The sequence below is a fragment of the Bosea sp. PAMC 26642 genome (assembly GCF_001562255.1).
Lineage (GTDB): Bacteria > Pseudomonadota > Alphaproteobacteria > Rhizobiales > Beijerinckiaceae > Allobosea.
The window spans coordinates 4894987-4913530 of record NZ_CP014301.1 but is presented as its reverse complement, the minus strand read 5'-3'; the positions used below and the strand labels follow the sequence as shown (position 1 = coordinate 4913530).

Sequence of the window (18544 nt, the reverse complement as noted above, 5' to 3'; positions counted from 1 at the left end):
CACGGCCTCCATCGATAAGAACGGGCGAGCCGCGCCGACCCCGTAACGGATTAGCAATTTTTTTCGGACGCGGCTGTTCAGCGATAGATCAGCGTCGCTACCCCCGGCAGACGCAGGATCCTGAGGCCGAGCGCCGACTGCATGGCCTCGATAACGGCCTCAGGATCGTCGGCGCGGAAGACGCCCGACAGCCGCAATTGGCGCAAGCCTGCATCGCGGATGAAGACCCTGCCCGGCTGCATCCGCGCCAGTTCGTCGACGACCTTCGACAGCGGCGCCTGATCGAGCACGATGAGCCCGCGCCGCCAGGCGAGCGCGGTCTCGGGCTCGACGGCGGTCGCGGGCCCGACATGTCCGCCCTGGGCCCAGACTTGCTGGCCGGCCGCGACCTCGACGGCGGCAGATGTCGACGTGACCGAGACGCGGCCGCGCTCGACGGTGACCGCCGTCGCGGCCGGTTCGAGATCGACAGCGAAGGCTGTGCCGAGAACGCGGGTCTCAACATCGCCGGCGCCGACCGTGAAGGGCCGCGCCGGATCGTGCCGGACATCGAGCCAGACGCGCCCGCGCAGGAGGACGAGGCGTCGATCCGAGCCTTCGATCACAACCTGCACGGCGCTGTCGCCGTCGAGATAGGCGTGCGAGCCGTCGACCAGGATGAACTCGCGCGGCTCGCCCGGCGGCGTCGCCAGATCGGCGCGCGCCCGGTCGATCAGCCCGGCGTCGCGCCATAGCGCGCCCGCCGCGACCAGGGCGATGCAGGCCGCCGCTGCAGCTGCCCAACGCAGGCCCCGATACTGTGTGCGCCGCTCCGGACCTTCGCGATGCCAGCCGCTCGCGCCCAGCAGCGCGGCCGGCTCCTCAAGATCGGACCAGAGCCGTTTGACCACGTTGAAGGCGTCGTGCCGTTCGGGATCCTCGGCCAGCCAGGCGCGGAAGCGCAGGCGCTCTGCATCGTCCACCCCAGGCTCCTTCAACCGGACGAACCAGGCCGTGGCCTCGCGCTCCCGCCTCTCGGCCTGATCTTGTCGTATGGGGTCTGTCGGATCGGCCATCGGATCTGCGTCTTCAGGCCGAACATACGGCCGTCATCATCAGAACGCTTCTAAGGCCTCGATCCCTCAATCGCCATCCCGTTGCCGGCGCCAAGCCCGGCATAGATCGAGCGCCTTCGCCATATCCTTCTCGACCGTGCTGAGCGAGACGCCGAGCGCTCGCGCGATGGCCGGATGCGGCAGTCCGTCCAGGCGCGAGAGCAGGAAGATGCGTTGCGTGCGCTGCGGCAGCGCGGCCAGCGCGTCCATGAGCGAGCCCAGGTCCTCGCGCGCCTCCAAGACCACGTCGGGAGACGGCGCATATTCGGGAGGCCCGGCGATGGCAGAGCGCGCATGCAGGTCGCGCACCTTGCGCGCCCGCAGGTGGTCGAGAGCCATGGTCTGGCCGGTTCGGAAGACGAGCCCGCGATCCGACGGAGCGAGCGCCCGGCCGGCGAGCTTGAGGAAGGTGTCCTGGGCGATATCCTCGGCGATGCTACGGTTTCCCACGATGCGGTGGATCAGCCGGCGCAGGCGGCCGCCTTCGCTCGTGCAGAGGCCGGCCAGATCGAGGTTCTGGGTGCTCATCGCTTCGTTCCGCATCGTCGGGTTGCGTGCCAGGCCGAGGCCGGCACGCCATGGCGGAAGTCATAAGCGATTGGCTTTTCGCTTGCAAATACAGTAGTTTACATGAATTCTAAAGATGCGACCGCGTGGCGCGATACTGATGACGCGACCTAAGCGCCCGGCGACGCGAATACGGCCTGCCACTGCTTGGCAGTGCGTCTTGCAACGGGCCATCGTGGAAGTCGGATCTATAGCTCCCTGGTTTTAAGGCGTTGGTGACACCCTCCCATCCCCGTGCCCTCCCTTCAGCGCGCGCTCTGAGACTTCGACTACCACCCAGGGGCGGACTGGAAACTGCACTTTGGGTGCGTCTTCACAGGCCAGGCGCCTCGCTCGTCGGATCGGCGCTGACGCAGTTCGTGCTGTTCTGGATCAACGCAGCGCAGAAAATGGATCGGTTTCATCGAGCGTAGCCGCTTGCAAGATGGATCAGGTCCTCTATTCTGAGAACTAAGCGGTCCCACTCTGCACTCCCACACAGAGTTGGAATCGGCGGCGGAATTTTCCTTGTTTTTCAAGTAATTCGGGACTGGCCGGTAGGTTCGAGTCCTCTCCTGGGCACCACTCTTTCTCGCTTTTGCGTCGAAGAGTTAAGCATTGATAACAAGTTACATGGCATTCGCTTTGACACTGCGGTTGACACCATGGCTCTTGCAATGTCCCGACCCTTCGCTACCAAGTAGGGTTCCTACTACCCCAACGTAAAGGTGCCACAGCTTCTCGCGCACCGTGGTGAGCGGCGCCGGCAAATCCCAGTTCTTGAACGGGGCGCCGGGCTCCGGGCTTACGCATCAACACCGGCAGATAGTGCCAGGGGGTCGTAGACGACCTGGTCGCGCTTGAAGCTGCGCGGGTGATCGGCGACCGTCTCGCGATCGGGCAACACAACGATCCGATCGACCTGTGCGCGCACCAGCACGGCGCGACCCGCCGCACGAGCGTCGATCCTGTACTTGTTGCGATCATGCATGATCAGGCAGGTCGTGGTCGCCCGCACAGACTTCTCGACGAAGCCGGCGAAGCGCCCCAGATACGGCATCAACCGCGCCTTCTCCCCCTCGAAGACTTCGATGACAAACTGGTCGCGGAACTCGGGGTGCTTCGCCGCCGGTCATAGGCCATGTACTGATCGGCAAGCCAGGCGTTGAGCTCATCGAGCATCTTCACCTTCGGCCTTGGCCGGAACAGCAGGTCGCGGATCGTGCCGACCTGGTTGTCGACCTGACCCTTCTCCCAGCCAGCCGCCGGATTGCAGGCCACCGGCTCGACGAGATGATGCGAGCACATCTGCAGAAAGCGCCGGTTGTACTCACGGGCGCGACCGACAAGGACCGTCTCCACCGCCGTCTTCATGCTGTCGTCGATGCTGCGCCGGCAGACCCCCGCCGTAAAAGGCGAAGGCCTTGTCATGCGCGTCGACGACATCTCCTGCGTCTCGTGAGAATAGGCCCGCGCGATCTGCATGCGGCTATGGGTAAGTTTGCCCAAATTCCGTTCAGGAGGTCAAATTGTATCCATATCTTGCGCCTGGCGTCGCCGGGTTCGGGTTGCTGTCGCATGCCCGGGAGGCATGGCCCTTCTAGGGTCGGAATTGTCCAGGCATCGACAGGGCATCGCGTCGCTCTAATGCAAATGCCCACGCCAACTGGGCTTATCGGTTCGATGTGCTGCGACGTTCGGTGGCATTTATGGATGCAATGAATATCGTTGCGTCGCTTATGGCGCCGCTCTGATCGCCGCTTCTGTTCAGTTGCGCGGCCCTACAGATCTATATTGGATACAATTTGATTAGTTTGGCACGGTCGTTGCAGGGTCGGGTGGAAAGGTCGCATCGCGGCTGGTGTATCCCGCCCGTTCGGAGGTTCGCATGCAGTGTCCGGTTTCGATCCCATCGCTCCGTTGCCACGTTCCGGGACGTATATTTACAGCTTTTGGCGCGTTGGCGGTTGGCGCAAGCCTCGTCCTCGGATCGTCCACGCCGGCCCTGGCGCAGGAGAAGGTTCTGCGGGTCGCGATGACCGCCGGCGACATTCCTGACTGGACGGGCCATCCCGACCAGGGCGCGGAGGGCCAGCGCTTCGTCGGCTTCTCGCTCTATGACAGCTTCCTGAACTGGGATCTGACGCGGTCGGACCGCGAGGCTGTGCCGGCGCCGGGCCTTGCCTCGAAATGGTATCCTGACCCGACCAACACCAAGCGCTGGATCTTTGAGCTGCGGCGCGACGTGAAGTTCCATGACGGCTGCCCCTGGAATGCGGAGGCCGCGCTGTGGAACATCGCGCGCATCACCGACGACAAGGTGCCGCAGTTCAACACGGTCCACTTCGCCCGAAACCGATCGCGCACCGTCAACGTCGCTGGCGCCGTCAAGATCGACGACTACACCATCGCGATCGACACCAAGGTGCCGGAGGCGGTGTTCCCCTACAACATGGCCGTCTGGTTCGTGATCTCGAAATGCGCGCTGGAGAAGGCGGGCAACGACTACAAGGTCTATGCACTCTCACCGCAGGGGTCGGGCCCCTACAAGTTCGGCTCGGTCGTACCGCGCGAGCGGCTGGAGCTGGTTCGCAACCCGGACTACTGGAACCCGGCCCGCGTCCCGAAACATGACCGGATGGTGCTCATCCCGATGCCGGAAGCCACCACGCGGGCGGCGGCGCTGCTCTCGGGCCAGGTCGATTTCATCGAGGCGCCGTCGCCCGACACGCTGCCGCGGCTGCGGGCGGCCGGGATGCGCGTGACCACGCTAACCTATCCGCATAACTGGCATTACCAGTTCAATTTCCAGCGCGGCGCCTTCAAGGACATCCGGGTCCGCCAGGCGGCCAACCATGCGATGGACCGCAAGGAGATGGTCGAGATGCTCGGCGGCATCGCCGAGGCGAGCGAGGCGCTGTTCACCCCGCACCAGGCGATCTACGGCAAGCCGAAGACCTATCCTTACGATCCTAAGAAGGCGACGGCACTGCTCAAGGAGGCCGGCTGCCATCCTTGCACCATTACGGTGGGGATATCGACCTCCGGATCCGGCCAGATGCAACCTTTGCCGATGAACGAGCTGGTTAAGGCTCAACTCGAGGCCGTCGGGTTTCGCGTCAAGTTCGAGGTGCTGGACTGGAATGCCTTGCTCGACCTGTTCTTCAAGGGCTGGGAGCGCGCGCCGACCTATGACGCGATCAATATCAGCCTCGGCTCGGTCGATCCCGTTTCCGGCATGATCGGCCATTTCGCCACCGCAAGGCGGGCGCCGGGCGGATATAACTGGGGCTGGTTCGACAACAAGGAGTTCGACGAACTCGCCGACAAGGCGATGAACACCTTCGAGCCGGAGAAGTCGCTCGCCATGTTCAACCGCCTGCACGAGATCGTCAGCGAGCAGGCCGGTCGGCTCTTCATCGTCCACGACCTGAACCCGCGCGCCATGTCGCCCAAGGTCAAGGGCTTCGTGCCGGCCCAGAGTTGGATGCAGGACTTCGTGACGATCAGCCTCGACTGAGCGTCACCGCGCGGGGGCGGTTTCCTCCCCGGCCCGCCCCGCCGCCACCCTTTTCCATCCGCCGCCCGTCGGCGCCGTCAGGAGGCCCATGCCATGCCCGCACCTCTGCATTTCATGACCGTCGCAGAATTGGCCAAAGGGATCGCGGCCAAGACCGTTTCCCCGGTCGAACTGACTAAGGCGCTCATCGCCCGGGTCGCGGCGCTCGACGGGATGACCCATTCCTTCATCGAGGTCACTGCCGATCTCGCGCTGGCTCAGGCCAAAAAGGCCGAAGACGAAGTGATGGCCGGCATCAGCCGCGGGCCGCTGCATGGCGTGCCGGTCGGGCTGAAGGACATCATCGACCTGAAGGGCGTGCGCACCACCGCACACTCGCACCAGCTTATCGACAATTGGGCCAAGGACGACGCCTTCGTCACCCAGAAGCTGAAGGCGGCGGGCGCAATCATTCTCGGCAAGCTCGCGACCCATGAATTCGCGATGGGCGGGCCGTCCTTCGACCTGCCGTTCCCGCCGGCGCGCAACCCGTGGAATCTCGCCCATTTCACCGGGGGCTCGTCGTCGGGCTCGGGCGCGGCGGTCGCGGCCGGCTTCCTGCCGGCGGCGCTCGGCACCGATACGGGCGGCTCGATCCGCCTGCCGGCGGCGTTCTGCGGCATCGTCGGGATGAAGCCGACCTATGGGCTGGTCAGCCGGCGCGGCGTGCTGCCGCTCTCGCAAAGCCTGGACCATATCGGCCCGATGACCTGGACGGTCGAGGACAACGCCATCCTGATGAAAGTGCTGGCCGGACATGACAGGCTCGACCCCGCCAGCGCAGACAGGCCCGATCCCGCGCCGGAGGCGTTGCTGGGCACTGGCGTAAAGGGCCTGCGCGTCGGCTATCTGCCGTCACTCGGGGAGCAGGCCGACGCCACGGGCGAGGTCAAGGACGCGGTCGCCTCGGTTGCGACGACGCTGGCCGATCTCGGCGCCGTGGTCGAAGAGATCACCCTGCCCCCGCTCGCCGACTTCGCTGCCTGCGGGTCTATGATTCTGCTCTCGGAGGCGTTCGCCATCCACGAGCCGCAGATCAAGGGCAAGCCGGAGCTCTATGGCGAGATCCTGCGGGATCGGCTGCTGCTCGCTGGGCTGATCGATGCCAGCGACTATGTCCAGGCGCTGCGCCTGCGCGCGGAACTGGTCGCGGCGGTGGCGCAGACGATGTCGCGCTTCGACATCGTCGTCTGCGCCGCGACCGCGACGCCCGCCCCCCTGATCACGGACGTTCCGAAATTCGGCCTGTTCAACAAGCCGCCGCTGACCTTCCCCTTCAACGTCACCGGCATGCCCTCGCTGACGATGTGCTGCGGCTTCTCGGCCGCCGGCCTGCCGCTCTCCGTTCAGATCGCCGGCTATGCCTTCGGCGAGGCGACGATCTACCGCGCCGCCCGGGCCTATGAGGCCGCGACCGCCTGGCGCGCGCGCCGGCCGACCCTCGAGGCCGCAACGCCAATGAGCCTCGCCGCCGAATAACGCTGCCACCCCCTCCCCTCCGCCTGTCCCAGTGAGGCCGCCATGACCGACACGCCAACCACGCCGATCCCGATCGAGGCCAAGCTTGCCGAATACGGCCTGAGGGTCGGCCCGGAGACGCTAGAATCCCTGAAGGGCTCCGTCGCCGATCTGGAGACTGCCGCCCGCAACATCCGGGTCAAGCGCAGCTACCTGCAGGAGCCCGTCCATGCGCTCCGGCTCTGGACCAAGTGAGGGAGGCCGCCATGACCGCGCTGCACGATCTGACCATCGCCGAGGCCGCTCCGCTGCTGAAGGCCAGGAAGCTCTCTCCGGTCGAATTGACCGCGTCTTATCTCTCCCGGATCGAGGCCTTCGACGGGCAGCTCAACGCATATCTCCGTGTGCTGCCCGAGCAGGCGGTGGCCGCGGCGCGCAAGGCCGAAAGCGAGATCATGAATGGCGGCTACAAGGGCGCGCTCCATGGCGTGCCGATCGGCCTGAAGGACATCTACAACACCAAGGGCATCCCGACGACCGGCCATTCCGCCCTCTACAAGGACCATGTCCCGGAGGAGGACGCCACCACGACGCGACTGCTGGCGGAGGCCGGCACCATCCTGCTGGGCAAACTCTCGACCTGGGAATTCGCCATCGGCGGCACGTCTTTCGACCTGCCCTGGCCGCCGGCGAAGAATCCCTGGAACCTTGCCCATGATCCGGCAGGCTCGTCTTCGGGGTCGGGCGCCGCGATCGCGGCCGGGTTGGCGATGGGCTCGATGGGCACCGATACCGGCGGCTCGATCCGCGGCCCCGCCGCCTGGTGCGGGATTTCGGGGCTGAAGCCGACCTACGGGCTGGTCAGCCGACGGGGCATCCTGCCGCTTTCCTTCAGCCTCGACCATGGCGGACCGATGTGCTGGACGAGCGAGGACTGCGCGCTGATGATGGACGTGCTGGCGCAGCACGACCCGCTCGATCCTGGCAGCGCCGACGTCGCCAAGCCCGATTTCGCCGGCTCCCTGCAGAAGGATGTGAAGGGGCTGCGCATCGGCGTCGTCAGGCATTTCTTCGAGACGGACGCCGAGATCGATCCCGAGATCACGGCGGGCATCGAGGCGGCGCTGACCATCTTCGGCGATCTCGGCTGCTCGGTGATCGACGTCACGCTGTCGCCGCTGTCGGTTTATGGCGACGTCGCGGCCCTGATCTCGCGCTCGGAAGCCTTCGCCTTCCACGAGGAAACGCTGAAGGCGACGCCGGAGCTTTACGGCGAGCTTGCCCGCCAACGCATCATGATGGGCGCCTTCGTGCGGGCCTGCGACTATGTCAACGCGCTGCGCGAGCGCGGCCGCCTGATCGCCGAGATCGCGACCGTGTTCGAGGGCGTAGACGTCCTGATCTGCCCGACCATGCCGGGCGTGGCGCCCAAGCTCGGCGATCTCGGCAACATGATGTCGCGCTCGCGGCCCTCCTTCACCCGCGTCTTCAATCTCACCGGCTCGCCGGCCCTGTCGGTCTGCTCCGGCTTCTCCGCGGCGGGGCTTCCGCTCAACATGCAGATCGTCGGGCGCCCCTTCCAGGACGATCTCGTGCTGCGCGTCGGCAGCGCCTTCGAGAGGGCGACCGCCTTCCGCGATCTGCGCCCGGCCCAATGGGCGCAGCATGCCATGGCGGCCGAGTGACCTGACCATCCCCCTTGCATGGAGACGACCATGAGCGAGACCATCTCAGCCGACGCCTTCCAGGTGCTGCTCGACAGGGCCGGCATCAGCGTTAGACCCGAGAACATGGACGAGATGCGGAGCGCCTATATGCTGCTGCAGGCCATGCGCGAACGCGTGCGCAAACCACGCGGCTATAATGCCGAGCCGGCACATATCTTCACCCCGGCGAGCCGTTGAGATGAAGAGCGATCCGACACTGCTCACCATCCGCGAGGCTTCGACCCTGATGGCGGAGCGCAAGCTCTCGCCGGTCGAACTGACCAAGGCCTGCATCGCGCGCACGCAGGCGCTCGATGCCACCTTGAACACCTATGTCGCCTTCACGCCGGAACTGGCGCTGGAGGCGGCCGAAGCAGCCGAAGCCGAGATATTGAAAGGCGAGCATCGCGGCCCGATGCACGGCATCCCGGTCGGGTTGAAGGACATCTACCATACGGCGGGAGTGGCGACGACGGGCCATTCCAACCTGCTGAAGAGCCGTGTTCCGACCGAGGACGCCTTCACCGTGGCGAAGCTGCGCGACAGCGGCGCGGTGATCACCGGCAAGCTCGGGACCTTCGAATTCGCCATCGGCGGCCCGTCATTCGACCTCTTCACACCGCCGGCCCGCAATCCCTGGGATCCGACGCGCACCACGGGCGGATCGTCGTCGGGCTCCGGCGCGGCGGTGGCTGCCGGCATGGTGCTGGGCGCGACCGGTTCGGACACCGGGGGCTCGATCCGCAGCCCGTCCTCGCTCTGCGGGCTGGCCGGCATAAAGCCGACCTATGGGCTGCTCTCGCGCCGGGGCATCCTTCCGCTGTCGCAATCGCTCGACCATGCCGGGCCGATGTGCTGGACGGTCGAGGATGCGGCGCTGATGCTGCAGGCCATGGCGGGCTACGACTCGCTCGATCCGGCCTGCGCCGACGTCGCGACTCCAGATTTCACGGGCAAGCTCGATGAGCCGGTCAGGGGCAAGACAATCGGCGTCATCCGCCATTTCCACGAGTGGGACCATGAGGCGGCGCCGCCCGTGCTGGCGGCGATCGAGGCGGCGATCGCCGTCTTCCGGTCGCTTGGTTGCGTGATCAAGGAGGTCACGCTGCCGCCGCTGATGGATTTCGCCGCGGTCGGCATGATCATCATGTCCTCGGAGGCCTTCGCGATCCACGAGGCCGATCTGCGCGCGACGCCGGAACTCTATGGCGAGATCGCGCGCGACCGGATCAGCATGGGCGGGCTGCTGACGGGCGCCGATTATGTGCAGGCGCTGCGGCAGCGGCAGGAACTGAGCGCCGCCGTCGCCGAGGCGATGGTCGGTGTCGATGTTCTGCTGACGGCGGGTTCGCCCTTCCCCGCGCAGCCGATCGACAAGGTGCCGAAATGGCTGATGTACCAGAAGCCATCGATCACCATGCCCTTCAACGTCACGGGCCTTCCGGCACTCGCCGTCTGCGCCGGTTATGAGGACGGAACCGGACTGCCTGTCGCCATGCAACTGGTAGGGCACGCCTTCGAGGAGGCGACCGTCTCCCAGATCGGCCATGCCTATGAGCAGGCGACCCAATGGCGCTCCATGCGGCCATCGCTGCTTGCGGCATAAGCCGTCTAAGCGCTGCGGCCCGCGAGACCGCAGCCTCTAGCTTCCTCAAAAACCGCAAAGGAACCTGCTGCGCCATGGCCGACGCCCGCAACACCGTTCAGGCCGGCATCCTCTGGATGATCCTGAGCACGGCCTGCCTGGCGGGCGGGAATTCGCTCGTACGGCAGATCGCGACGGAGCTGCACCCGTTTCAGATCAGCTTCCTGACGAATCTGATCATGCTCGTCTTCGTCTGGCCGCAGTTGAGGGGCGGGGCGGAGCTGCCCGACCGAACCGAGAAGCGCAAGCTCTACGCGATCATGACAGGCGTCGGTTGCATCTCGAACCTGACCTGGTTCTACGCACTCGCCCATGTGCCGCTGGCCAAGGCGACAGCGATGACCTTCGCCGCCCCGATCATCGTGACGGCGCTCGCCGGCGTGCTGCTCGGCGAGAGCGTCTCGCGCAGCCGCTGGGCGGCCGTAATGGTGGGCTTCGCGGGTGTGATGGTGATCTCCCGGCCGGGCTTCGTCGCGCTCGATGCCGGCACCATCGCCCTGATGATTTCGACCCTGTCGATGGCCGCGATGTATCTTGTGTCCAAGCGGCTGACGCAGATCGAGAGCATGAGCCGGATCGTCGCCGTCACAACCCTGATCCCGGTGGTGACCGGGCTCATCCCCGCGGTGCTCTACTGGCGGACACCGTCGCTCGACATGATGGTGTTCCTGGTGGTGATGGCGGTAGCGATGTTCGCCGGCCGGTTGACGTTGTTCTTGGCGCTGCGCAACGCGCCGGCCTCGACGGTCATGCCATTCGATTTCGCCCGGCTGCCTTTCATCGCGGTGTTCGCCTGGCTTGCCTACCAGGAGATTCCCGATCGCTGGGCGCTGTTTGGCGCCGCGATCGTGATGAGCGCCACCCTCTTCATCTTCCAGGACGAGCATCGCAAGCAGCGCCGGCTGCCGGCTTAGCCGGCCCGGCATTCCGCCGCCCGCAAGCTGCGGGCATCCGCCCCTCGAAGGAGAATTGAGCCATGCCCACACCGATCGCATCCGAAGCCGAGATGGGCGCCTTTCTGGCGCGCGCCGGATTTCAACTGACGACCGAGCAGATCGCTGAATATGCCGAAGCCTATGGCTACATCGTCGAGATGTCGGCCCGGATCAGGGGCGAGCGCAGCTACATGTCCGAGCCGGCCCACATCTTCAGCTTCCCCACCGAGGAGGTCGCCCGATGAGCACGGACATCCTGGCCATCAGCGAGGCTGCCGCCCTGATCGAGGCGGGCAAGCTCTCCCCGGTCGAACTCACCGAGATGTGCCTCGCCCGCGTCAAGGCCTTCGAGCCGGAGCTGCACGCCTTCGTCACCCTGACCGAGGATCGCGCCCGGGCCGACGCCAAAAAGGCCGAGTCCGAGATCAAGGCCTCGGGGCCGAGATCGCCGCTGCACGGCATCCCGATCGGCCTCAAGGACATCATCGACACCAAGGGCATCCTGACGACCTGCCAGTCCGCCCACAACCTTGGCAACATTCCCGACGCCGACGCGACCTGCGCCGCGGCGCTCGATGCCGCCGGCACCGTGTTGATGGGTAAACTCACCACGCATGAATTCGCCGATGGCGGCCCCTCCTTCGACCTGCCCTGGCCGCCTTCGCGCAACCCCTGGGACACGACACGCTTCACGGCCGGGTCGTCGAGCGGCACGGGCGCCGCGGTCGCGGCCGGGCTCGTGCTCGGCGGGCTCGGCACGGATACCGGCGGCTCGATCCGCGGCCCCGCTGCGCTGTGCGGCATCGTCGGGCTGAAGCCGACCTATGGGCTGGTCAGCCGTTCGGGCGTCGCACCGGCAGCCTACTCGCTCGACCATATCGGCCCGATGGCGTGGACCACCGAGGACTGCGCGCTGATGCTGCAGGCGCTCGCGGGGCATGATCCCGCTGATCCCGCCAGCGCGAACCGACCGGTGCCCGACTACACCGCCGGCCTCGGCAAGGGCGCCAAGGGGCTGAAGGTCGGGGTGCTGCGGCGCTGGCACGAAACGGACCGGCCCGTCGCCGACGCGGTGAAGGCCGGCATCGATGTGGCGATTGCGACCTATGAGAGCCTCGGCGCGGAGGTCGTCGAGATCAAGCTCTCGGCCATGCAGGAATACAACGCTGCCGGCTTCTTCATCTCGACGGTGGAGCGTGGCGCCGCTTATGAACGGATGATGCTGAAGAACCCGGAGAAATTCGGGCAGCGCTATCGTGATCGCTTGGTCTTCGCGGCGCTCTGCACCGGCATGGACTATGTCCAGGCCCTGCGGCGCCGGCGCGAGCTGATCGCGGAAATGGCGGCGGCGATGGCCGGCGTCGATGTTCTGCTCACGGCGGGCAACCCCGACGAGGCGCCACCGATCGACCAGGTGCCGCGCTGGGACAATCTCGACAAGCCGAACTTCACCATGGCGTTCAACCTGACCGGCATGCCGGCGATCTGCGTGCCTTCGGGCTTCGGCCCCAATGGCCTGCCCGTCTCGATCCAGCTCGCGGCGCGGCCCTTCGCCGAAGCGGTGCTGCTGCAGGCGGCGCATGCCTTCGAGCAGGCGACCTCCTGGCGTGATCGTCGCCCGGATATGCTCGGCCTGGCCAAGGCCGCCTGACTCCGCGCTACGCGGCACGGCTTCCGGGCCGTGCCGTCGGCATGACGCTCAGGCCGCGCGGGCCTTGGCAGCCGCAATGGGCTTGCGCGTATCCATCTTACGCCAATGCTCAATGATACGCTGGCCTGAACGATAGACGTGCTCGGCCGCGATGCTCTCGGCGCGCACGACCTGGCCGCCGGTGATGGCGGCGAATATCTGGCTGTGATCGTCATGGGCGCGGGCCATCGTTGCCACATCGAACCAGCGGAATTTCAGCTGGTTGAGCAGCGGAATGGCGCGCGACTTGCGCAGCATCATCGCCAGATGGGAATTGCCCGACGCTTCGATCAGCGTGTTGTGAAAGCGGTCGTTCAGATCGCGCCAGCGATCGGCGACCTCCTCGTTCCAGTCATCGACGGATTGCAGATCCTCGCTGTCCATCAGCGCCTTGTGGAGCAAGCCACGATGGACGTCCGAGAGACCTTGCTGGGCGACGAGACGCGCGCCGAGCCCCTCGAGGTTGGCACGGACGGCATAGATGCCCTCAATATCCTTGGCAGCAAAGGTCTTGACCGCATAGCCACTGTTGGGCCGGTATTCGAGAAGGCCTTCGGCGGCGAGCGTCGACAGCGCGGCGCGGATCGGTGTGCGCGATACGGCGAGGCTGTCCGCGAGATCGACCTCGTTCAGGCGGGTGCCGCCGGTGTATTCGCCCTCGAGCAAGGCCTCCCTGAGCTTGTTCGTGACCGAGACGCCGCGTGTCGCCATGATGTCCAATCCTGTCGCTAACTGGGTTTGAGCGCGATGATCGCGAGGTCGGGAATGATCACGCAGAAAGCGGAATCGCAGCGATCGTGTACATTGCGCAGGCACCTAGGGCTTGATTGACCCTAAGTCAACGGCACGCCGGTCTCTCTGACGAGAAAGTGTGCATAATCCCGGCAAACCGATAGACCTGTATGCAATCTCGGGCGCCCGCCGTCTCATTCGGCCGGCATGCCTGCGCTGGACGAGACTGGCGCGCCACGATGGTGACGCCCGAGACGAGCGATCAGCGCGAAAACGGGGGCCGCCGCCACCATGACGACGAAGATGCGGATGATATGGTGGGCAGCGACGAAGGCAACCTCGGCGTGGACCGCGAGCGCAATCAGGCTCATCTCGGCCAGGCCGCCCGGTGAGTAGGCCAGGATCAGCGCCATGGCGCGGAACCCGGTCAGCCAAGAGACCAGGGCAGCGCAGGCAGCGGTCCAGAACAGCAGGATTGCAGTCGAGCCCAGCGAGAGCAGGATAATGTGCCCGACGGTACGCGGCGCGGTGCCGGCGAAGCGGCAGCCGATGACGACGCCGAGGATTAATTGAGCGGCATTGACGATCTCGAAGGACGGCTTGAAGTCGCTCCAGCCCGCAAGATGAACGGCCGCGCTGACCAGCATCGGCCCGAGCAGGTATTTCGCGGGCAGGCTCAGTATGTAACCGATGAAGCAGCCGGCAAGGCCGCAGGCGACGAGCCAGATCTGCGCGGTTGCCGGCGTCGAGAGCATCGAAACCGCGCCGGCCATCCGGTTCAGCGAGACGCCCTCCAGCCACTGGATGGCGAAGGGCAGGGTCATGACGATGAGCAGGATCCGGACCGAATGGACCAGCGCGATGACCTGGCCGTCGCCGCCGCGCTCCTCGCCGATGCTGATCATCTCGACAAGCCCGCCCGGCATGCCGGCGAAATAGGCCGTGGTGCGGTCATAGCCGCCGATCGCGCGGAAGTACCAGACGACAGAGCCGCCGCAGAGCGCGATAAAAGCGATGAGCCCGAGCGTCGCCGGCCACCACTGCGAGATGCGCGCTACTAAATCGGGGTTGAAGGCCGCGCCGAGCATCACGCCGATCACCATGGTCATCGGCGGGCGTATGACCGGCGGCGCGGCCACCGGCGCGCGCAGTAGCGCCCCCAGCGTACACAACAGCATGGGGCCCATCATCCAGGGCAGCGGCAGCGACAGGCGTTGGAACAGCAGGCCGCCACTGACGCCGAGAGCGAGCGCAAAGGCGAAGCGGCGATAAGGGAAGCGGGACGGCCGCATGGCGGCAAAGCCGGCCCGGACGTCATGCATCCAGGCTCCGACGGGCGATGGTGGGAGCTTCATGGCGCTTGTTCGAGCCTGACCGGGGCAGGCACCGGCTTGGGTGCCAGATAGACCAGCGCGCTCGCGGCGATGACGATCGCCGAGCCGCCGAGAACCAGCAGTGTCGGGACATCGCCGAACCAGACGAAGCCGACGATCAGTGCCCAAAGCATCTTGGTGTAGGAGAGTGGCGCGATCGTCGCCACCGGCGTGTGGAAAAGCGCGCGGGTCGTGAGATACTGGCAGGCGCCCGACGCCAGGCCATTGCTGATCAGCAGCGCCCATTGCGCCGGCGTCGGCTGAACCCAGTTGAACGGCAGGCTCGGCAATACGAGCAGAGCCGAGCCTGCCAGGGTCCAGAAGGCGATGGCGAGCGAGGTCTCGTTGCGCGACAGGCTGCGTTGCTGGATCAGTGAAAGTGCGCTGAAGACCGTGCCGATGACAGACATGGTCAGGCCAAACAGGCTGCCTCCGCCCGTCGGCTTGATCATGAGCAGGACGCCGCCCAAACCGAGCAGGAGCGCGATCCAGCCGAGCCGCGTTACCTTCTCGCCGAGAAGCGGCGCCGACAGCAGCAAGACGAGCACCGGCTGCAGGAAGGAGATGGCGGTCGCGTCCGCCAGCGGCATGTGGCGATAGGCCACGAAGATGAAGAGCAGCACGGCGGTGAACTGCAGCGCCTGCAGCGCCATGCCGGCGCGATTGTGCACCTTCAGCGCGGCGAAGCCGCCGAGGCCGCGCGCCATCAGGAGCAGGGTCACGAGCGCGACGCTGTTGCGGAAGAAGATGATCTGGTTGACCGCAAAGGTCTCCGCCAGCGCCTTGACGACCCCGTTCAGGATCGAAAACAGCGCCAGGCCGATCAGCATCATGACGACGCCGCGTCGCGCGTCGCGTTCGTCCCGGGCCGGTGCGCTCTGGATCGTGCTCATCGGTTAATAGGTCAGGAAGATGCGTTCGATCTCAGCCGGCTCCGCGCTGACCGTCAGCGCCAGCGCCAAAAGAATCCGCGCCTTCTGGGGGGTGAGATTGTCCGTCGTCAGGAATCCGGCATCGCGCAGGCGCTTGCCCTTGAAGGTGCGGCCCGACCCCGCCCGCGTCGATTGCATCACGACAACGCCGGCCGCGACCGCCTCCTTGAGTACCTCGAAATCGGCCGGGCCGGCAAAGCCCGGCGCGAAGCCCGCCGAGATGATGCCCTTAGCGCCGGTGGCGACGAAGGCGCGTGCCGCGGTGCCGTCCGAGCCGGTATAGGCGAGCACGATATCGACGCGCGGCAGGGCCTCGAGCGTGCGGATGTCGAATTCGGTATCGGGCGCTGTCCTGCGCACCGGCTTGCGATAAAAGACGATCGCGTCGCCATCGGCATGGCCGAGCACGCCGAAATCCGGCGAGCGGAAGGTCTGCAGCCGGAAGGTCGAGGTCTTCGTCACCTCGCGCGCGGCATGGATCTCGTCGTTCAGCAGGACGAGGACGCCGAGCCCGCGCGCCTGCGGCGAGGCGGCGGTGCGGATCGCATTGGCGAGGTTCATGCCCGCATCGGTCGAAAGCGAACTCGCTGGACGTTGCGAGCCGACGACGACGACCGGAACCTCGACCTTGACGCTCAGGTTGAGCACATAGGCGGTCTCCTCCAGCGAGGCGGTGCCGTGCAGGATGACGATGCCCGCGAGGTCGGGATGCTCCACGACCAGCCGGTCGCAGGTCAGGACGAGCGCCTTCCAGTCCTCGAAGTAGATATTGGGGCTCGGCACCGCCTTGAACGGGACAGCGATGATGTCGGCGTGCTGGGCGACGTCCGAAAACATCGCCACGAGGGCGTCGGCATGAAGCATCGTCTCATTGGCGCCATAGTCGAGGATGTCGAAAGGGCCGACGCCGATGGAACAGATCGTGCCGCCGGTGCCGATGACCGCGACTTTGGGCAAAGCAGGCATGGTTTTCTCTGGCTGATCACGTTGCATCCGGGCAAAAGCGCTCGAATGCGAAAGGATTTATCGATGCTAAAAGTTTAAATGCCTTGCAGCAGCGAAAAGTCGGCTCCGTCCTTTCGCGCAAGGCCGTAGCGCTCCGGCTACTCGGCCGCCTCGCGGAATCGGGCGTTCTTTTCAAGACAGCCGATGAGCATCTGCGTGTCCATGATGTCCCCAAAGGTCAGGTAGAAGGCGATCAGCGAGGCGTTGTGCTCGGCGTCGGAATTGGCGGCGCTGCCGTCGGTGACCATGATCGTCTTGAAGTTCAGCATCATGGCGTCGCGGGCGGTGGACTCGCAGCAGACATTCGTCACGGTCCCGGTGATGATGAGCGTGTCGTAGCCTTGCGCGCGCAGCCGCGCCTCGAGGTCGGACGAACCCTGGATGAAGGCGCTGAACCGGGTCTTCTGAACGATCTCATCCTCCGGCCTGACCTCCAGGTCTGCCCAAAGCTCATGGCCCTTCTTGCCAGCCGACATGGATTCGACACGCGCCGCCCGCCGCTCGGGTCGGGTCAGGTTCTCGTGGAGATGGGACCAGGACGTCAGGCAGCTCTCGTCATGGGTGTTCTTGATCCAGAACACCTTGCCGCCGGTGCGACGCACGGCGTCGGCGATCAGATTGACGTTGGGCACGATCTCGCGGGCCGTGTCGCAGAGCGCATGGGCGACGCCGGGCATCATGAAGCCGTTCTGCAGATCGACGACGATCAGCGCGGTGCGCGCGGGATCGAGATCGGCATAGACGTACTCGACGCCGCGTCGGGCCAGGACATGCTGCGTGACATAGGCGGGAATCTCGACCTTGTGCATGGGACGCTCCCTAATCGGGGTCAGGAGGACAGGGCGGGCGAGCCGACCTTGAAGCAGCAGACCGTGCGGTCGGCCGCGGGCGATGTTTCCGGCGGACTGGCCGCGCGGCAAGCGTCTTCGGCGAATTTGCAGCGGGGCGCGAAGCTGCAGCCCGGCGGCAGGCGGCGCATATCGGGCGGCGAGCCGGGGATCGCCTCGATATCGACGCCGCGCGCGCTGCCATGGACGGAGGATGCAAGCATGCCGCGGGTATAGGGGTGCTGCGGGTTCATCAGCACGTCGCGCACCGGCCCGGATTCGACGACGCGGCCGGCATACATCACCGCGACGCGATCGGCGATCTGGGCCGCGACGCCGAGATCATGCGTGACGAAGATGACGCTCATGCCCATGTCGCGCTGGAGCTTGCGCAGCAGGACCAGCACCTGGATCTGCACGGTCGCGTCGAGCGCGGTCGTCGGCTCGTCGGCCAGCAGCAGTTGCGGCCGGCAGGACAAGGCCATCGCGATCATGGCGCGCTGTCGCAGGCCGCCGGAGAGTTCATGCGGATAGGCCTTCAGGCGACGCTCGGGCGAGGGAACCTTGACGAATTCGAGCAGTTCCAGCCCGCGCTTCAGCCCGTCGGCATAGGAACAGCCCTCATGCTTGACGACGGTTTCGGCGATCTGGTGGCCGATCGTGTAGACTGGGTCGAGCGCCGTCATCGGCTCCTGGAAGATCATCGAGATGGTGGAGCCGCGGATCTGCGTCAGCTCCTTGTCGCTCAGGCTCATGATGTCGTGGTCGCCGACCCGCATCTGGCCGCCGATCCTGGCCTTTCCCTTCGGCAGGAGCCGCATCAGGGCGCGCATCGTCACGGATTTGCCGGAGCCGGACTCGCCGATGATGCAGAGCACCTCGCCCGGCTGAATCGAGAAGGACACTCCGTTCACCGCAGAGACCGTGGCCTCGCGGCTGACGAACTTCACCGAGAGGTTCTCGACCTCGACCAGTGGCCGAACCGCGGCGAGTGCGACGGGGCCGGGAACGATGGATGGCGCTGTGGCTATCGTCATGGCTT

General features: G+C 65.9%; 17 protein-coding genes and 1 pseudogene. 9 read left to right on the top strand and 9 right to left on the bottom strand.

Translation table 11 applies throughout. From position 1 onward, the window contains the following. Positions 1-77: 77 nt before the first annotated feature. The 3 genes and pseudogenes from AXW83_RS23555 to AXW83_RS26825 all read right to left on the bottom strand — a co-directional run. Positions 78-962, bottom strand: coding sequence for a FecR family protein (locus AXW83_RS23555; protein ID WP_236841751.1), 885 nt, complete (start codon positions 960-962; stop codon positions 78-80). A 159-nt stretch (positions 963-1121) separates the two neighbouring features. Beyond that, the gene (locus tag AXW83_RS23550; protein ID WP_066618096.1) at positions 1122-1622 is read right to left on the bottom strand and encodes an RNA polymerase sigma factor; all 501 of its coding nucleotides are present in this window, start codon (positions 1620-1622) and stop codon (positions 1122-1124) included. Between the two features lie 832 nt (positions 1623-2454). Further along, positions 2455-3143: pseudogene (locus AXW83_RS26825) on the bottom strand (Mu transposase domain-containing protein); the annotation flags it as partial. Positions 3144-3600: 457 nt separating this feature from the next. Between AXW83_RS26825 and AXW83_RS23535 the strand changes: the two are divergent. The 9 genes from AXW83_RS23535 (at position 3601) to AXW83_RS23495 (ending at position 12594) form a co-directional block, all read left to right on the top strand. Then, on the top strand, positions 3601-5160 hold the full coding sequence (locus AXW83_RS23535; RefSeq protein ID WP_236841750.1) for an ABC transporter substrate-binding protein: 1560 nt from the start codon (positions 3601-3603) through the stop codon (positions 5158-5160). Positions 5161-5253: 93 nt separating this feature from the next. Further along, the gene (locus tag AXW83_RS23530; RefSeq protein WP_066618085.1) at positions 5254-6678 is read left to right on the top strand and encodes an amidase; all 1425 of its coding nucleotides are present in this window, start codon (positions 5254-5256) and stop codon (positions 6676-6678) included. A gap of 42 nt (positions 6679-6720) precedes the next feature. After that, positions 6721-6912 (top strand): hypothetical protein, encoded by a 192-nt coding sequence (locus tag AXW83_RS23525; RefSeq protein ID WP_066618083.1) that lies wholly within the window; start codon positions 6721-6723, stop codon positions 6910-6912. 11 nt (positions 6913-6923) lie between these two features. Next, a complete protein-coding gene (locus tag AXW83_RS23520; protein WP_066618077.1) occupies positions 6924-8342 on the top strand; it encodes an Asp-tRNA(Asn)/Glu-tRNA(Gln) amidotransferase GatCAB subunit A in 1419 nt (472 codons plus the stop codon). Between the two features lie 30 nt (positions 8343-8372). Beyond that, a complete protein-coding gene (locus AXW83_RS23515; protein WP_066618071.1) occupies positions 8373-8561 on the top strand; it encodes a hypothetical protein in 189 nt (62 codons plus the stop codon). A 1-nt stretch (position 8562) separates the two neighbouring features. Continuing rightward, the gene (locus AXW83_RS23510; RefSeq protein ID WP_066618069.1) at positions 8563-9969 is read left to right on the top strand and encodes an amidase; all 1407 of its coding nucleotides are present in this window, start codon (positions 8563-8565) and stop codon (positions 9967-9969) included. Positions 9970-10043: 74 nt separating this feature from the next. After that, positions 10044-10922 (top strand): DMT family transporter, encoded by an 879-nt coding sequence (locus AXW83_RS23505; protein WP_066618067.1) that lies wholly within the window; start codon positions 10044-10046, stop codon positions 10920-10922. Positions 10923-10984: 62 nt separating this feature from the next. Beyond that, a complete protein-coding gene (locus AXW83_RS23500) occupies positions 10985-11188 on the top strand; it encodes a hypothetical protein (RefSeq protein WP_066618064.1) in 204 nt (67 codons plus the stop codon). Then, positions 11185-12594: an amidase gene (locus tag AXW83_RS23495; protein WP_066618059.1), complete on the top strand. Its 1410-nt coding sequence runs from the start codon at positions 11185-11187 to the stop codon at positions 12592-12594. The genes AXW83_RS23500 and AXW83_RS23495 overlap by 4 nt, the downstream gene beginning before the upstream one ends. A gap of 48 nt (positions 12595-12642) precedes the next feature. Here AXW83_RS23495 and AXW83_RS23490 read toward each other — a convergent pair whose 3' ends face one another. From AXW83_RS23490 to AXW83_RS23465, 6 genes are all read right to left on the bottom strand, one after another. Next, on the bottom strand, positions 12643-13344 hold the full coding sequence (locus AXW83_RS23490) for a GntR family transcriptional regulator (RefSeq protein WP_066618056.1): 702 nt from the start codon (positions 13342-13344) through the stop codon (positions 12643-12645). Positions 13345-13559: 215 nt separating this feature from the next. After that, entirely contained in the window at positions 13560-14720 is a 1161-nt protein-coding gene (locus tag AXW83_RS23485) for an AbrB family transcriptional regulator (protein ID WP_066618054.1), read from the bottom strand. After that, complete coding sequence (locus AXW83_RS23480; RefSeq protein WP_066618052.1) at positions 14717-15631, bottom strand: DMT family transporter; 915 nt, start codon at positions 15629-15631, stop codon at positions 14717-14719. The genes AXW83_RS23485 and AXW83_RS23480 overlap by 4 nt, the downstream gene beginning before the upstream one ends. A 3-nt stretch (positions 15632-15634) precedes the next feature. Continuing rightward, positions 15635-16636, bottom strand: coding sequence for an asparaginase (locus AXW83_RS23475; protein ID WP_066621151.1), 1002 nt, complete (start codon positions 16634-16636; stop codon positions 15635-15637). 137 nt (positions 16637-16773) lie between these two features. Then, a complete protein-coding gene (locus AXW83_RS23470; RefSeq protein ID WP_066618050.1) occupies positions 16774-17484 on the bottom strand; it encodes an isochorismatase family protein in 711 nt (236 codons plus the stop codon). A 20-nt stretch (positions 17485-17504) separates the two neighbouring features. Continuing rightward, positions 17505-18539, bottom strand: a complete 1035-nt coding sequence (locus tag AXW83_RS23465; protein WP_066618044.1) for an ABC transporter ATP-binding protein — start codon at positions 18537-18539, stop codon at positions 17505-17507. Positions 18540-18544: the final 5 nt, after the last annotated feature.

Bases quoted from the DNA above. Each gene is read 5' to 3' on its own strand.
- AXW83_RS23550 (WP_066618096.1), bottom strand. From the start codon at position 1,622: ATGAGCACCCAGAACCTCGATCTGGCCGGCCTCTGCACGAGCGAAGGC.
- AXW83_RS23530 (WP_066618085.1), top strand. From the start codon at position 5,254: ATGCCCGCACCTCTGCATTTCATGACCGTCGCAGAATTGGCCAAAGGG.
- AXW83_RS23525 (WP_066618083.1), top strand. From the start codon at position 6,721: ATGACCGACACGCCAACCACGCCGATCCCGATCGAGGCCAAGCTTGCC.
- AXW83_RS23520 (WP_066618077.1), top strand. From the start codon at position 6,924: ATGACCGCGCTGCACGATCTGACCATCGCCGAGGCCGCTCCGCTGCTG.
- AXW83_RS23515 (WP_066618071.1), top strand. From the start codon at position 8,373: ATGAGCGAGACCATCTCAGCCGACGCCTTCCAGGTGCTGCTCGACAGG.
- AXW83_RS23510 (WP_066618069.1), top strand. From the start codon at position 8,563: ATGAAGAGCGATCCGACACTGCTCACCATCCGCGAGGCTTCGACCCTG.
- AXW83_RS23505 (WP_066618067.1), top strand. From the start codon at position 10,044: ATGGCCGACGCCCGCAACACCGTTCAGGCCGGCATCCTCTGGATGATC.
- AXW83_RS23500 (WP_066618064.1), top strand. From the start codon at position 10,985: ATGCCCACACCGATCGCATCCGAAGCCGAGATGGGCGCCTTTCTGGCG.
- AXW83_RS23495 (WP_066618059.1), top strand. From the start codon at position 11,185: ATGAGCACGGACATCCTGGCCATCAGCGAGGCTGCCGCCCTGATCGAG.
- AXW83_RS23490 (WP_066618056.1), bottom strand. From the start codon at position 13,344: ATGGCGACACGCGGCGTCTCGGTCACGAACAAGCTCAGGGAGGCCTTG.
- AXW83_RS23485 (WP_066618054.1), bottom strand. From the start codon at position 14,720: ATGAAGCTCCCACCATCGCCCGTCGGAGCCTGGATGCATGACGTCCGG.
- AXW83_RS23480 (WP_066618052.1), bottom strand. From the start codon at position 15,631: ATGAGCACGATCCAGAGCGCACCGGCCCGGGACGAACGCGACGCGCGA.
- AXW83_RS23475 (WP_066621151.1), bottom strand. From the start codon at position 16,636: ATGCCTGCTTTGCCCAAAGTCGCGGTCATCGGCACCGGCGGCACGATC.
- AXW83_RS23470 (WP_066618050.1), bottom strand. From the start codon at position 17,484: ATGCACAAGGTCGAGATTCCCGCCTATGTCACGCAGCATGTCCTGGCC.
- AXW83_RS23465 (WP_066618044.1), bottom strand. From the start codon at position 18,539: ATGACGATAGCCACAGCGCCATCCATCGTTCCCGGCCCCGTCGCACTC.